The organism is Jiangella asiatica (genome assembly GCF_004349065.1).
In the GTDB taxonomy this organism is placed as follows: domain Bacteria; phylum Actinomycetota; class Actinomycetes; order Jiangellales; family Jiangellaceae; genus Jiangella; species Jiangella asiatica.
On record NZ_SMKZ01000047.1, the window covers coordinates 1 to 12,340 of the forward strand.

Consider the following 12,340-nt stretch of genomic DNA (forward strand, 5'->3'; position numbering starts at 1 on the left):
ACCTACGACAAACCACCCGAACCCATCGGCCCCACCACCGAAGCGCCCCCGACCCGCCACCCTTCTGATGCGGAGAAGCACAAGGCTGGTGTCCGGCTCGCGCCGGCCACGGTCGTGGGCGGCATCACCGCGAACGCCGCGCCAAGGCGTCCAGGCCCCGCGCCACCGCGACCACCTATGGGGCGCGCCGCGGTTCGCCGAGAGCGGGCCGAGCTGATCCCGGACCGGCAACCCGACGCCGCGGCGTGACCTATCTGCGGACCGAGTCCGGAAGCCCTGATCGCGGCTGGACGACGACGTGGTCGATCGCCGCCGGGCACGTGTCGACGATGACCGACGGCGCGAATGCGCGGTCGTGCCAGGTCCGTCCGTGGTGGACCCAGACGCTGTCCAGCCCGGCCGCGTGGGCACCGCCGATGTCGTTCGCGGCCGAGTCGCCGATCATCCACGCGCCGTCCAGCGGTCGGCCGGCGACGCGGGCGGCGAGGTCGAAGATGCGGGGATCGGGCTTGGCGCATCCCGCCGCCTCCGACACCACCCAGCCGGCGACGAGCCGGTCCAGCCCGGTGCGCCGGAGCTTCCGCTCCTGCTGTACCAGAGCGCCGTTGGTCACGACGACGGGCACCCACCCGGCGTCCCTCGCCGCGGCGAGGGCTCGAGGCACCTCCGCAGCGAGGACGAGACGCTCGACGACCGCATGCCGGAGGTCGGCGGCCAAGTCGTCCACCGACCAGCCCGTGAGGCCGAACCGTTCCAGGATCGCCGCGGCGACCCGCTCCCTCGGCTCGTAGCCCTCCCGGTCCACGGTGATCAGCCAGTCGAGGTCCTCTCCCGACAACCGGTGGTCGCGGACCAGCTCCTCGGCCCAGCCGCGAAACGCGCTCGCACGATCGATCAGGGTGTCGTCGAGATCGAGAAAAAGGGCAGGCATCACTCGCATGCTAGGCGACGCGGGACTGACCGTACCGCACGCCTGGGTGCCGTGCCGCCGGCCACTTCGAACGGCGCATGACAGGCGACCCCGTCGACGTCATCACCATGAGCGACCTCGAGTCCAACGACCGCGTCCGCGCGGAGTAGCCTGCCGCCGTGGGCCGGCATCCGTGGCAGGACGACGAGACGCTGTACGCCGGCAGCGCCAGGTACTACGGCACCGGCCGGATGGCCTACCCAGACGACCTCGTGGCGGCCGTCCGCGGCCAGCTCGGGCTGGACGGCGCCGGCCGGTTGCTCGACGTCGGCTGCGGCCCGGGCTCGTTGACGCTGCTCCTGGCGCCGCTGTTCGAGGCCGCCGTGGGGGTCGACGCCGACGGCGACATGGTCGCGGAGGCGCGCCGGCGGGCGGCGGCGGTCGGCATCACGACGATCGACTGGCGGCGGCTGCGGGCCGAGGAACTCCCCGCGGGACTGGGCGAGTTCCGCGTGGTCACGTTCGCCCAGTCGTTCCACTGGATGGATCAGCCGCTCGTGGCGCGGCGGGTGCGCGAGATGTTCACCGCCGACGGCGCGTGGGTCCACGTCCACGCGACCACCCACCGCGGCGTAGACGGCGACGACCCGCTGCCGCAACCGCGCCCGCCCTGGGACCGGGTCGACGACCTGGTCCGGCACTATCTCGGGCCGGTGCGGCGGGCCGGCCGGACCGTCCTGCCGGACGGCACCCAGTCCGGCGAAGAGGAGGTCATGCGACAGGCCGGGTACGCCGGTCCCGCGAGGATCGACGTCGGCGGCGGCCAGGTCGTGACCCGCTCGGCCGACGACGTCGTCGCCTCGGTCCTGTCGCTCTCCAGCTCCGCGCCGCACCTGTTCGGCGATCGCCTGCCGGCCTTCGAGGCCGACCTGCGCGGCCTCCTGGACGCCGCCTCGCCGGCGGGCCTGTTCAGCGAGCGCACTCGCGAGGTCGGCCTGGTGATCTGGCGCCCGTGACGACGCGACACCGGACGACCACGTTCACAGCAGGCCGTGCCGGCGCCAGACGGCCTCGGCCGCGGGATGGAACGGGATCGGCAGCGGTGCGTCGACGGCGTCGGCGCACATCCGCTCCAGCGGCAGGGTGGAGCCGCCCTGCCAGGCGATCCGATCGCGTGCGGCCACGAGCGCCTCACAGAAGCCGCCCACCGCGCCTCCGGCCGCGTCGGCGCGGGTGAAGATCAGGAAACCGCTGAAGTCGACGGTCGCCACGTCGGCGGCAAGTGCCGGGTACCGCTGCCGGCGCAGCCAGCCGCGTCGGTAGCCCAGTACGGTCAGCCGGGCCATGGCGTCGTCGGGGACGTCAAGGAAGGACAGGCCCGCGTCCGTGGCCAGCTCGACCCAGTTGTACACGCCCTCGTCGAAGACGGCGTCGACGGCGCCGCCGCGCAGCAGGCCGGCGCGCACCGAGGCGTGGGGCAGGCCGTTGTCGTAGCGGACGGTGCCGCCCCAGGACTCCAGGTCAGCCACCGAGGCACCGCCCGCCCGCAGCGTGTCGTCCAGCACCAGGTGCACCAGGTGGTTGGGCCGGTTGCCGCGCAGCGACAAGCGCAGCGCCGGCGCCGCGGCGACGAGGTCGTCCAGGGTGCCGAGGCCGAGCGCCCGCGGCACCGCCAGGCCCAGCTGGTCGTATGACGGCACGGTGGCGATGGCCGCCAGCTCGTCTCCGGTCGTCCCGTCCAGCCGCAGCAGGGCCGGCTGGACGGCTGTTGCCGGGTTGATGATCGCGACGAGGCTGGCGCCGCTCAGGACCGCCTCGACCGCATCGACCCCGTCGCTGGCGAACAGCGACGTGGCCCAGTCCGCCGCGCCGGGCGCCCGCATGTCGACGCGCACCTGCTGATGCGGCCAGGACCTGGTGCCGACCAGCTCCGACGCGACCTCCAGCATGAGCCGCGACCGCACCGAGGCCGCGCGGGGCCGCCGCTGCGGATACCGCGGCGGCTCGGCCCGGTCGGTCACGGCCGCTGCCTCGTGACGTTGCCGTCCCAGCGGGGGCTCTGCTGCGAGACCAGCCCGACCTGGTCCAGCGCCCGGGTAACGATGTGGTCCACCGCCTCCTCCAGCGTCTTGGGTCGCGCATAGAACCCCGGCACCGGCGGCAGGATCGAGACGCCCATTCTCGCCAGCTTGAGCATGTTCTCCAGGTGGATCTCGCTCAGGGGCGCCTCACGGACCAGCAGCACCAGCCGGCGCCGTTCCTTCAGAACCACGTCGGCGGCTCTGGCCACGAGGTCTTCGGCATAGCCCGCGGCGATGGCGGCGAGGGTCTTGACGCTGCACGGCGCGACCATCATCCCGTCGGTGTGGAACGACCCGCTGGAGATGGTGGCACCGAGGTCGCCGGGCCGGTGCACCACGTCGGCCAGCTGCCGGACCTCCGCGAGCGACCAGTTCGTCTCGTGCTCCAGCGTGCGTCCGCCCCACGCGGTGACGACCAGGTGGGTCTCGACGTCGAACTCGCGAAGCCGCTCGAGCATGCGCACGCCGAGGATCGAGCCGCTGGCGCCGGTGATGGCGACGATCAGCCGCCGCGGCTGCGCCTGGCCCCGCGTGGTGCTCATCCGGCCACCTCCCGCAGCTTCTGGACCTGCCAGGACCACCGTTCGACGACGGCGGCGGGGTCGGCCAGCCGGTAGGTGATGCCGGAGACGAGCTCGGCGTAGCCGACTCGGTCCTCGTCCACCGCCTCGACGTGGCCGTGGAAGAACGCCAGTGGCTCGCCGCCCCGGTCGATGCGCCGGACCCGCGCCCGGATCTTGTAGCTGGTCCCGTCCAGCACGAGGTTGAGCAGTGCCCGGCCCGACCCGGCGAGCGCCGCGGTCGTGCCGCTTCCGGCGTACAGGGCGAGCCGGAGGTCGGTGCCGGTGACGCTGAGCACCTCGCCAACGCTGAGCAGCGCGAGCCGTGGCCACCCGTCGTCGCCGGCGGTCGTGAGCGAGATGGTGTGGCCGACGCGTCCGGCGAGGTCGGTCCCGTCGAGCAGGGCCGCGACCGGCGATGGCAACCGGACGTCAGTGCAGGGAGGTGTGTTCACGCTAGCTCCTTCCGGCGGTGGCCGACGACGGGGTCGCGCGCAGCGCCGCGGCCACCTCGGCCGCGGACCGCCCGGCGACGCCGAAGACCACCTCGTCGAGACTGCCGCCACCGACGGCGGCCAGCTTCTCGCGGATCGTCTCCCGGGTCAGCGGTTCGGCAGGTTCCCCGGGCGCACCGTCGCGGTGGACCACCAGGGGGGAGCCGCTCCGGCGGGTGATCCGCAGCCCGACCCCGGACGGCGGCAGGCCCGCGCCGACATCGACGCTCACCCGGGCGCGGGCGAACTGCGCGAGTGGGACGTCACTCCTGCGATCCGCGGTGAACTGCTCGATCCAGCACTGTCTGTCGTGCAGCACGACCGTGGTGACGTAACGGGCGGACTGCATGGCGCTGAGCTCGTCGTCCCAGCCCATGTCCCCGCACATCGCGTAGGACGTGGGCGGCAGCGCGACGTCGACGCCGACGAGGTCCGACGGCCGCAAGTCGTCGGCGGGGACCGACAGCAGGGCGGCGACCAGCGACTGGAGCGAGCTCGCCGCGGCCCAGCGGCGCAGCGAGATCTGCTCCAGCTCCCACCGCTCGCCCAGCTGCCGGGTGATGTGCCCGGGACGGCCGCCACCGGCGTAGGTCGTGAGCAGTCCGCCGTCGGTGTGCGTGAGGATGTTCTCGGCCCCGCCGAGGCCGCCGGCGGCGAACCGGGCCGCCCACAGCCCCGAGACCGCGCCGCGGGCCTGGTGGAACTTCACCGCCGGGGTGCCGAGCGCGGCGAACGTGCCGGCCGCCTGGCTGCCGCCCAGGCCCATCGCCGCGCAGACGCCGGCGGCGTCCAGACCCAGCGCCCGCGCCGCGGCCATCGCTGCGCCGATCGTGCCGATGACACCGGGTGCGTGCCAGCCCCTGGCCCTGAAGACCGGGTAGTCGACACCGAGGCCGAGCCTGGTGGTGACCTCGAGGCCGGCCGCGATGGCGGTGAGCAGGTCCCGTCCGCTGACGTCGCCGGCTTCGGCGACGGCCAGCACGGCCGGTACCACCTCCGGAGTCACGTGGCACAGGGCCGGGCGGTACACGTCGCACATGGTGAACGCGGTGATCTGGTAGCCGTTCAGCAGGGCGGCTCCGGTGGGCGCCAGGGTGCCGCCGCCGACGACGGTGCTGTCGCCGGGGCCGCACAGCGCGGTGGCCAGCCCTTCGACCGCCGCCGTGTTGGCGGCGGACCGGCCGGCCAGGGCGTTGGCCACCGCGTCCGCCCAGATCTCGACGACGCGGTCCTGGACCCGGGGCGGCAGGTCGTCCCAGTCCAGCTCCGCGACGAACCGGCTCAGCTTGGTCTCCGGCGTGGTGGGCTTCACGCGCGCACGGCCCCGTCCTGCCGGGCGCGCGCACCCGCGATCCGCTCGCGGAACGGTTCAACCACCGACTCGTGGAACCGCTCGACCGCGGCGGTCACCTGCGCCGGAGTCGCCGCGTCGAAGACCAGGACCAGCTCGTGCAGACCGGCCTCGGCGAAGCGCACGACCTCGTCCACCATTCGTGCGGCCGAGCCGTGCAAGGTGTAGACGTCACGGGCCGCCGCGCCGAACTCGACGCGGGCTCGCACCGACAGCGTCGGCAGCGCCCGGCCCGCGTCAGCGGCGAGCGAGGCCAGCATCGGCAGCCGCCCGGCGAGGTCGGCCGGGCCGGTCTGCGAGGCGTGGTACCCGTCGGCGAGCCGGGCGGCCCGGCGCAGTGCCCGCTCGCTGCGCCCGCCACACCACACGGGGATGTCTCGCGCTGTGGGCAGCGGCAGGAACACGTAGCCCGACAACGTATGGAACTCACCCGCGAACGGGTCGGTGCGACCGGACCACAGGTGCCGCCACAGCGCGATCGACTCGTCCACGTACGCGCCGCGGCGGGCGAACCGGTCGGCCTTGCCGAGGTTGGTGTACTCGGGCAGGTCCATGCGGTCGCTCGCGCCGACGCCGACCACGAGCCGGCCGCCGCTGAGCACGTCGAGTGTGGCCAGCTCCTTCGCCAGCAGCGGCGAGTCGCGCATCGCCGGCACGACGACGCTGGTGCCGACGGTGACCCGCTCGTGCCGCGCGGCCACGTAGGTGAGCGAGGTCAGTGCCTCCAGCATCGAGCCGTACTCGCCGGCCTCCGGCCCGTCCGGCACCATCAGGTGGTCGGTGACCCACACACTGTGCCAGCCCAGCCGCTCGACGGCGGCGGCGCCGGCGTCCAGCGCCTCGGGCCCGGCGCCGCGGCCCTTGTTCGCCAGCACCAGGCCGAAGCGCAGGTCAGAACTGGGCTCATAGCCGGCCGTCACGGCGTGCTCCGCAAGATCCAGTCCCACGTCTCGCGCACGGCGAGCTTCTCCGCGGGTGCCGGGCCGATCGGGTCGGGGAACCGGTCGCGCCACTCCCACGGCCGCGTCGCGTCGATGATCAGCCGGCTGTTGTAGCCCTTCCTGCCCGGTTCGATGGCCGGGTCGAGGTTACCGCTGGTGGTGCGCGTGAGGATCTGCACGTCGCGCTCGGGGTCGTGCCGGGTGCAGACGGCCCAGATGACCTCGTGCAGGTCGGTGACGTCGATGTCGTCGTCGACCACGACGACGATGCGGCCGAGGTAGGCGCCCTGCCGGCACTGGCTGGCCACCAGGGCGGCCTGCTTGGCGTGGCCGGCGTACTGCTGCTTGATCGAGATGACGTTGAACAGCCGGCAGCCGCCGACGCTGTGCGTCCACGCGGCGACGACGCCCGGCACGCCGGCGGCCCGCACCTCGCGGCGCAGGTTGGCGCTGCGCCCGTACTGCTGGAACCGCTGGCCCTCGTACGGCGGCTTCTGCGGCGGGCAGCCCAGCAGGATGGGGTCGTCCCGGTGGTAGATCGCGTCCACCCGGAACACCGGCTGCTGCTGTTCCTTCGAGGCGTAGTAGCCGGTCCACTCGCCGAACGGGCCCTCCAACCGGGTCTCGTCCGGCAGCACGTATCCCTCCAGCGCGATCTCGGCACCGGCCGGGATCGGCAGCCCGGTGACGCGCCCCTCGACGCAGTCGATCGCCTCGCCGGTGATACCGCCGATCCACTCCAGCTCGCTGACCCCGTCCGGGATCTCCAGCGCCGCGCCCAGGAAGTGCAACGGCGACAGCCCGACCAACATGACGCACGGCATCGGCTCGCCGCGGTCGAACCAGGCCTGCTGGTGGGCTCGCCCGTGCTTGCCCGGCGAGATGTAGAGGCCGGTGTGGTTGCGGTCGTGGATCATCGCCCGGTACGTGCCGTAGTTGACCCAGCCGGTGTCGGGGTCGGCCGTGACCACGGCGACCGCGGTGCCGATGTAGCGGCCGCCGTCCTCCTGGTGCCACAGCGGCGTCGGAAACGCGTTGAGGTCGACGTCGTCATCGGCCAGCACGTTCTCGGTGATCGGGCCCTCGACGACGACGTTCACCGGCCGGGGCCGCGCGTCGATGAGCCAGGCCTCCCACGCGTCCACGAGGCCGGCGGCCGAGACGTTCTCGTCCAGCCCGATGGTCATGGCCAGCCGGTTGCGCCGCGACAGCGTGTTCACCAGTATCCGGTACCCGGACGGGTACCCGGGGATGTCGTCGAAGAGCACGGCCGGGGCGTCCTCGTCGTGGTGCAGCATCTCGGTGATCTGTCCGATGCCGCGCTCGCAGTCCACGCCGCGCAGCACCCGCAGCTCACCCATGGACGCCGCGCGTGCCAGCCACTCGCGGGCGTCTCGTGGCACCTTCGGCGCCGCCCGCCCGTCGGCCGGCCCGTCGATGGCATAGGGCACCATGCGCACCGTCCTGCCGTCGACCACGCGCTCCACGCCGGTGGTCGTGTTCTCCAGCGTCATCGGGCTCCCTTCAGTTGGGCTCGGTCGCGCCGTCGGTACCGTCGGTGCTGACGAAACGCGGCACCCGGACGCCGTCCTCGTCGTCGAAGACCACCCGGACCGCCATCCCCACCCGCAGGTCCGCGCCGGAGAGCGGCAGCACATTGCTGATCAGCCGTGGCCCCTCGTCCAGCTGCACCAGGACGACGTTGTAGGGCACCCGGTCCGACCATGCCGGGTGGTAGCGCTGGTGGACCACCACGTACGAGAGCACCTCGCCGCGGCCCGACACCGGCTGCCAGGTCCACTCGGCGTCGAGGCAGCGCGGGCAGCGCGACGCCGGCGGATACCGCAGCTCCCCGCAGCCCAGGCACCGCTGGACCCGCAGGACGCCGTCGTCGACGCCCTCCCAGAAGCCGCGGTTGACCTCGGTCCGCACCGGCCGGACGAACCCCCCGTCGCTCATGCCGTGCCTCCCAAGATCAGGCAGCTCGCCGTGTTCAGAGTCATGCCGCGCCCGGTCACCAGGCACAGCCGCGCACCGTCGACCTGTCGGGGCCCGCACTCGCCGCGAAGCTGCCGGACGCCCTCGACGACGTGCAGCCAGCCCTGCATGTACGACTCGGACAGGTTGCCTCCGGCGGTGTTCACCGGCAGGTCGCCGCCCAGGCGGATCCGCTTGCCGCCCTCGACGAACGGTCCGGCCTCGCCGGGCGCGCAGAACCCGGCGTGCTCCAGCCAGAACAGCACCGAGATGGTGAAGTTGTCGTAGAGCTGCGCGACATCGATGTCCGCGGGCGACACGCCGGCCATCCGGTAGGCGTCGCTCACGCAGTCGGCCTGGTGCGGCAGGTACCACCAGTCCGGCCGGCCCAGCTTCTCCAGCGTGTGCCCCTGCCCCATCCCCCAGATGTCCACCGGCGCGCTGCGGGCGTCGCGGGCCCGCTCGGGTGAGGTGACGATGACCGCGACGGCACCGTCGGAGATGATGCAGCAGTCCAGCAGGTGCAGCGGGTCGACGATCATCCGCGAGCTCTGGTGGTCGTCGAGGGTGATCCGCTCGCGCATGATCGCGTCGGGGTTCAGTGCTGCGTGCTCGCGCATGGTGACCGCGACCCAGCCGAGCTGCTCGCTGGTGGTGCCGTACCGCGCCATGTGCCGCTGGGCGCCGAACGCGCTGTTGGCGGCGTTGCCGAACATGCCCCAGATGCCCCAGGAGTCGGTGTCGGTGCCGGCGGCGGCGTTGAACCGGCTGCCGCCGGTCTTCGCGGTGTCGCCGAAGACGCAGGCGACCGTCGAGGCCATGCCGGCGTCGATGGCCAGGGCCGCCTGCTGGATGAGCACGCCGGCCGTCGCGCCGCCCATGGACAGGCTGCCGGTGATCCGCGGGTTGATGCCCAGCTGCTCACCCAGCGCTAGGTAATGCTTGGCGCCCTCCGGTGACTTCGTGCCGGGCATGGTCAACAGTCCGTCGACGTTCTCGCGCCGCAGCCCGGCGTCGTCCAGCGCTGCCACGAACGCCTCGGCCGCGAGGGAGTTGGGGGTCTCGTCCGGCAGCTTGCCCTGCCGGCTCACGCCCACCCCGCTGATGGCCGCCCGTCGCCATCCCATCGTCGCACCGTCCTCTCGACTCGCAGCGACCCTGTCAGGGACACTCAGCGGCCGAGGAACCGCGGCCGGCGCTTCTCCCGGAACGCCGCGCGGCCCTCGGCCCGATCCTCGGTCGTGGCGAGCAGCCGCCACAGCAGTCGTTCCATCGCCAGCTCGGAGCCCGCACCCCGGGCCGCCGTTCGCGCGAGCTTGGCGGCGCGCATCGACAGCGGCGCCGCTTCGGCCAGCGTCGCCACCAGGGCCGCGACGTCGGCGTCGAACGTCTCGGCCGGCAGCACGTCGCTGACCAGGCCGAACCGTGCGGCGTCCGCGGCGTCCATCCGGCTGCCGGTCAGCAGCATCCGCCACGCCAGCGCGGAGGGCAGCGCGTCGAACAGCCGCTGGGTGCCGCCGCTGCCCGGCAGGCTGCCCAGGCGCAGCTCGCTGAGCTGGAACCAGGCGGTGCCGGCTGCCACCCGGAGGTCGGCGGCCAGCGCCAGTTCGAAGCCGCCGCCGACGGCCGGGCCGTTCACGGCGGCCAGCACCGGTCGGGTGCAGCGGTCGACCGGCGCGCTCACCGGTGCGCCGAGGTCCAGCAGCCCTCGCGCCGGCGCCTCCTCGAGCAGGTCGACCCCCGCGCAGAAGGCCGTGCCGGTCCCGGTGAGGACGATGACCCCGACGTCGTCGTCGGCCTCCAGTTCCGCGAACGCCTCCGCCAGCCTGCGCCGGGTCGCCTGGTCGATGGCGTTACGGCGCTCGGGGCGGTTCAGCCGCACCCACCCGACGCCCCCGTCGCGCTCCCACAGCACCGCCTCCATCAGCGGAACACTCCGTCGCGGACAAGATCGTCGTACTGCTCGTCGGTGAGCTCCAGGAGGCCGGTCGCCACCTCGCGGGTGTGCTCGCCGAGCAGCGGCGGCGGGGTCATCTCGGGCCGTGGGCCGTCGCCGAGCCGGAACGGCAGGTGCGACATCGGGATCTCGCCGATCACGGCGTGGTTGACCGGCTGCCAGAAGCCGCGGGCGGTCAGGTGCGGGTCGGCCAGCATGTCCTTGGCGCTGTTGACCGGGCCGGCGGGCACGCCCGCGGCCGTCAGCGCGTCCACCACGGCCGGGCGGCGTCGTGACTCCAGAGCGACACGTAGCAGCTCGTCCAGCTCGTCGGCGTGGCCGATGCGCTCCAGGACGGTGCTGAACCGATCGTCGGTCAGCCAGCCGGGCCGGTCGAGCACGCTTGCCAGCGCCTGCCAGTGCTCATCGGTGTGGCAGGCCAGCGCGATCCACTCGCCGTCGGCACACCGGTATGCCCCGCGCGGTGCCGTGCCCGGCGAACGGTTGCCCGCCGGCTCGACGTCGCCGCCGAGGGAGCTGTGCACCACCCCGTGGCCGACGACGTTGACGGTCGACTCCAGCTGGGACAGTTCGACGTACTGGCCCTCGCCGGTGCGCTGCTGGTGGTAGATGGCCGCCAGGAGGGCGACCAGGGCGTGGCCGGGGTTGGGCACGTGGTCCGGGTAGTGCGTGCCGGTGCCGACGGGTGGGCGGCCGGGCACCGCGGTGGTGTGCACCAGGCCGGCCAGCGCGGCGATGGTGGACCCGAAGCCGACGTAGTCGCGGTGCGGGCCGTCGCTGCCCTGCATGGGCATCGCCAGGAACACCACTCGCGGGTTGACGGTGCGGACGTCGGCATACGTCATCCGCCAGCGCTCCAGCACCCCGGTGCGGAAGTTGCTGGTGAACACGTCGGAGCGGGCGGCCAGCGCGAGCGCGATCTCGCGGGCCCGGGGGTGCTTCATGTTCAGCGCCACGCTCTTCTTGCCCGGGTTCCGCGAGGCGAAGTAGCCCGACGCGTCCAGCCCTGTGGTGCCCGGCCGGAACGGCGGCGACTGGCGCAGGTTGTCCGGCCGGACCCGCGACTCGATGCGGATCACCTCCGCGCCCAATTCCGCCAGCGCCTTGGTGACCAGGGCACCGGCACCGATCCACGCGAAGTCCAGGACTCGCAGCCCGGCCAGCGGCGCCGGCGTCTCAGGTTCCATGGTCCGGCCCCAGCAGGAAGAGGTCCCAGTCTCCGGCCAGCGACCCGACGGCCTTGTAGCGTTCCAGCGACGTGTCCTCGTTGCGCTGGATCAGCCCGTTCACCAGCGCGTTGGCCACCGCCAGTCCCGGCACGAGCGTGTTCTGCGGCCCGATGCCCGACGCCATCACCGACAGCACGATGGACACCCGCTGCCCGACCGGCGAGATGGCCGCGTCGGTGACGCCGATGGTGAGCGTGCGCCGCCGCACCGCGGAGTCCACGACGCGCAGGACGTTCCGCGAGTACGGCGGGAACGTGTACGCGAGCAGGACGTCGTCCGGTCCCATCTCGAGCAGCGCCGTCGCACCTTCGGCGTCGGCCCGCACCAGCCGCACCTTCTCGCGGGCCCGGCCCACCGCGATCGCGGTGAAGTAGGCCAGGCAGTACGAGGTCAGGTCACCGGTGATGTAGACGTGCTCGGCCTCGCTCATCGCCGTCACGGCGCGGTCCAGCACGTCACGGTCCAGCGAGCGGGCGGTGCGCTGCAGGTGCGCCAGGTCGCGGTCGAGCGAGGCCTGGAACGGTGTGTCGGCCAGGTGGCTGGTCGGCGTCGAGCCCTCGGTGTTGCTGGCCGTGCGGTACTGCTGCCTGATCTGCCTGCGCACCCGCTCCTGGAGGTCCTGGTACCCGTCCAGGCCCAGCTTGTAGGCGAACCGGACGACGGTCGACGCCGCGACGTCGAGGCGGCTGGCGAGCTTGTCGACGGTCGCGAACGCGACGAACTCCGGGTCTTCGATGATGGTCTCGGCGATCCGCTTCTGCGAATTCGTGAGCTTGTCGTACTTGCTGCGGACGGTCTCCGCCACGTCGTCCATCGGTGCTGTGGTCATCTCCGGTCTCT

General features: G+C 73.0%; 13 protein-coding genes. 1 reads left to right on the forward strand and 12 read right to left on the reverse strand.

The features are described from left to right. Positions 1-250 precede the first annotated feature (250 nt). Entirely contained in the window at positions 251-931 is a 681-nt protein-coding gene (locus tag E1269_RS24680; protein WP_131899564.1) for an HAD family hydrolase, read from the reverse strand. Positions 932-1,089: 158 nt separating this feature from the next. Between E1269_RS24680 and E1269_RS24685 the strand changes: the two genes are divergently transcribed. Continuing rightward, positions 1,090-1,926: a class I SAM-dependent methyltransferase gene (locus E1269_RS24685; RefSeq protein WP_203434041.1), complete on the forward strand. Its 837-nt coding sequence runs from the start codon at positions 1,090-1,092 to the stop codon at positions 1,924-1,926. Between the two features lie 24 nt (positions 1,927-1,950). Here the strand turns inward: E1269_RS24685 and E1269_RS24690 are convergent, their stop codons facing one another. Genes E1269_RS24690 through E1269_RS24740 form a run of 11 tightly spaced genes read right to left on the reverse strand, consistent with a single transcriptional unit; the run spans position 1,951 to position 12,329 of the window. Then, on the reverse strand, positions 1,951-2,931 hold the full coding sequence (locus E1269_RS24690) for a hypothetical protein (RefSeq protein WP_131899566.1): 981 nt from the start codon (positions 2,929-2,931) through the stop codon (positions 1,951-1,953). Further along, positions 2,928-3,533 carry a UbiX family flavin prenyltransferase gene (locus E1269_RS24695; protein WP_131899568.1) on the reverse strand — a complete coding sequence of 202 codons (606 nt, stop codon included), beginning with the start codon at positions 3,531-3,533 and terminating at the stop codon, positions 2,928-2,930. The genes E1269_RS24690 and E1269_RS24695 overlap by 4 nt, the downstream gene beginning before the upstream one ends. Then, positions 3,530-4,006: a hypothetical protein gene (locus tag E1269_RS24700; RefSeq protein WP_131899570.1), complete on the reverse strand. Its 477-nt coding sequence runs from the start codon at positions 4,004-4,006 to the stop codon at positions 3,530-3,532. Before E1269_RS24700 ends, E1269_RS24695 begins: the two co-directional genes overlap by 4 nt. Before the next feature lies 1 nt (position 4,007). Then, the gene (locus E1269_RS24705; protein ID WP_131899572.1) at positions 4,008-5,357 is read right to left on the reverse strand and encodes an MmgE/PrpD family protein; all 1,350 of its coding nucleotides are present in this window, start codon (positions 5,355-5,357) and stop codon (positions 4,008-4,010) included. Beyond that, positions 5,354-6,316, reverse strand: a complete 963-nt coding sequence (locus E1269_RS24710) for a TIGR03619 family F420-dependent LLM class oxidoreductase (protein ID WP_162606610.1) — start codon at positions 6,314-6,316, stop codon at positions 5,354-5,356. The genes E1269_RS24705 and E1269_RS24710 overlap by 4 nt, the downstream gene beginning before the upstream one ends. Then, entirely contained in the window at positions 6,313-7,851 is a 1,539-nt protein-coding gene (locus E1269_RS24715; RefSeq protein ID WP_162606611.1) for a UbiD family decarboxylase, read from the reverse strand. The genes E1269_RS24710 and E1269_RS24715 overlap by 4 nt, the downstream gene beginning before the upstream one ends. A gap of 10 nt (positions 7,852-7,861) precedes the next feature. Next, entirely contained in the window at positions 7,862-8,296 is a 435-nt protein-coding gene (locus tag E1269_RS24720) for a Zn-ribbon domain-containing OB-fold protein (protein ID WP_131899578.1), read from the reverse strand. Next, positions 8,293-9,441: a thiolase family protein gene (locus E1269_RS24725; RefSeq protein WP_131899580.1), complete on the reverse strand. Its 1,149-nt coding sequence runs from the start codon at positions 9,439-9,441 to the stop codon at positions 8,293-8,295. The genes E1269_RS24720 and E1269_RS24725 overlap by 4 nt, the downstream gene beginning before the upstream one ends. Positions 9,442-9,485: 44 nt before the next feature. Continuing rightward, positions 9,486-10,238: an enoyl-CoA hydratase/isomerase family protein gene (locus tag E1269_RS24730; protein WP_131899582.1), complete on the reverse strand. Its 753-nt coding sequence runs from the start codon at positions 10,236-10,238 to the stop codon at positions 9,486-9,488. Continuing rightward, positions 10,238-11,458: a CaiB/BaiF CoA transferase family protein gene (locus tag E1269_RS24735; protein WP_131899584.1), complete on the reverse strand. Its 1,221-nt coding sequence runs from the start codon at positions 11,456-11,458 to the stop codon at positions 10,238-10,240. Before E1269_RS24735 ends, E1269_RS24730 begins: the two co-directional genes overlap by 1 nt. Continuing rightward, positions 11,448-12,329, reverse strand: a complete 882-nt coding sequence (locus tag E1269_RS24740) for a MurR/RpiR family transcriptional regulator (protein ID WP_131899587.1) — start codon at positions 12,327-12,329, stop codon at positions 11,448-11,450. Before E1269_RS24740 ends, E1269_RS24735 begins: the two co-directional genes overlap by 11 nt. Between the last annotated feature and the right edge of the window lie 11 nt (positions 12,330-12,340).

Excerpts from the sequence above, each read along its gene's own strand:
- E1269_RS24720 (WP_131899578.1), bottom strand. The coding sequence starts at position 8,296 with ATGAGCGACGGGGGGTTCGTCCGGCCGGTGCGGACCGAGGTCAACCGC.
- E1269_RS24730 (WP_131899582.1), bottom strand. The coding sequence starts at position 10,238 with ATGGAGGCGGTGCTGTGGGAGCGCGACGGGGGCGTCGGGTGGGTGCGG.
- E1269_RS24695 (WP_131899568.1), bottom strand. The coding sequence starts at position 3,533 with ATGAGCACCACGCGGGGCCAGGCGCAGCCGCGGCGGCTGATCGTCGCC.
- E1269_RS24715 (WP_162606611.1), bottom strand. The coding sequence starts at position 7,851 with ATGACGCTGGAGAACACGACCACCGGCGTGGAGCGCGTGGTCGACGGC.
- E1269_RS24740 (WP_131899587.1), bottom strand. The coding sequence starts at position 12,329 with ATGACCACAGCACCGATGGACGACGTGGCGGAGACCGTCCGCAGCAAG.
- E1269_RS24680 (WP_131899564.1), bottom strand. The coding sequence starts at position 931 with ATGCCTGCCCTTTTTCTCGATCTCGACGACACCCTGATCGATCGTGCG.
- E1269_RS24725 (WP_131899580.1), bottom strand. The coding sequence starts at position 9,441 with ATGGGATGGCGACGGGCGGCCATCAGCGGGGTGGGCGTGAGCCGGCAG.
- E1269_RS24735 (WP_131899584.1), bottom strand. The coding sequence starts at position 11,458 with ATGGAACCTGAGACGCCGGCGCCGCTGGCCGGGCTGCGAGTCCTGGAC.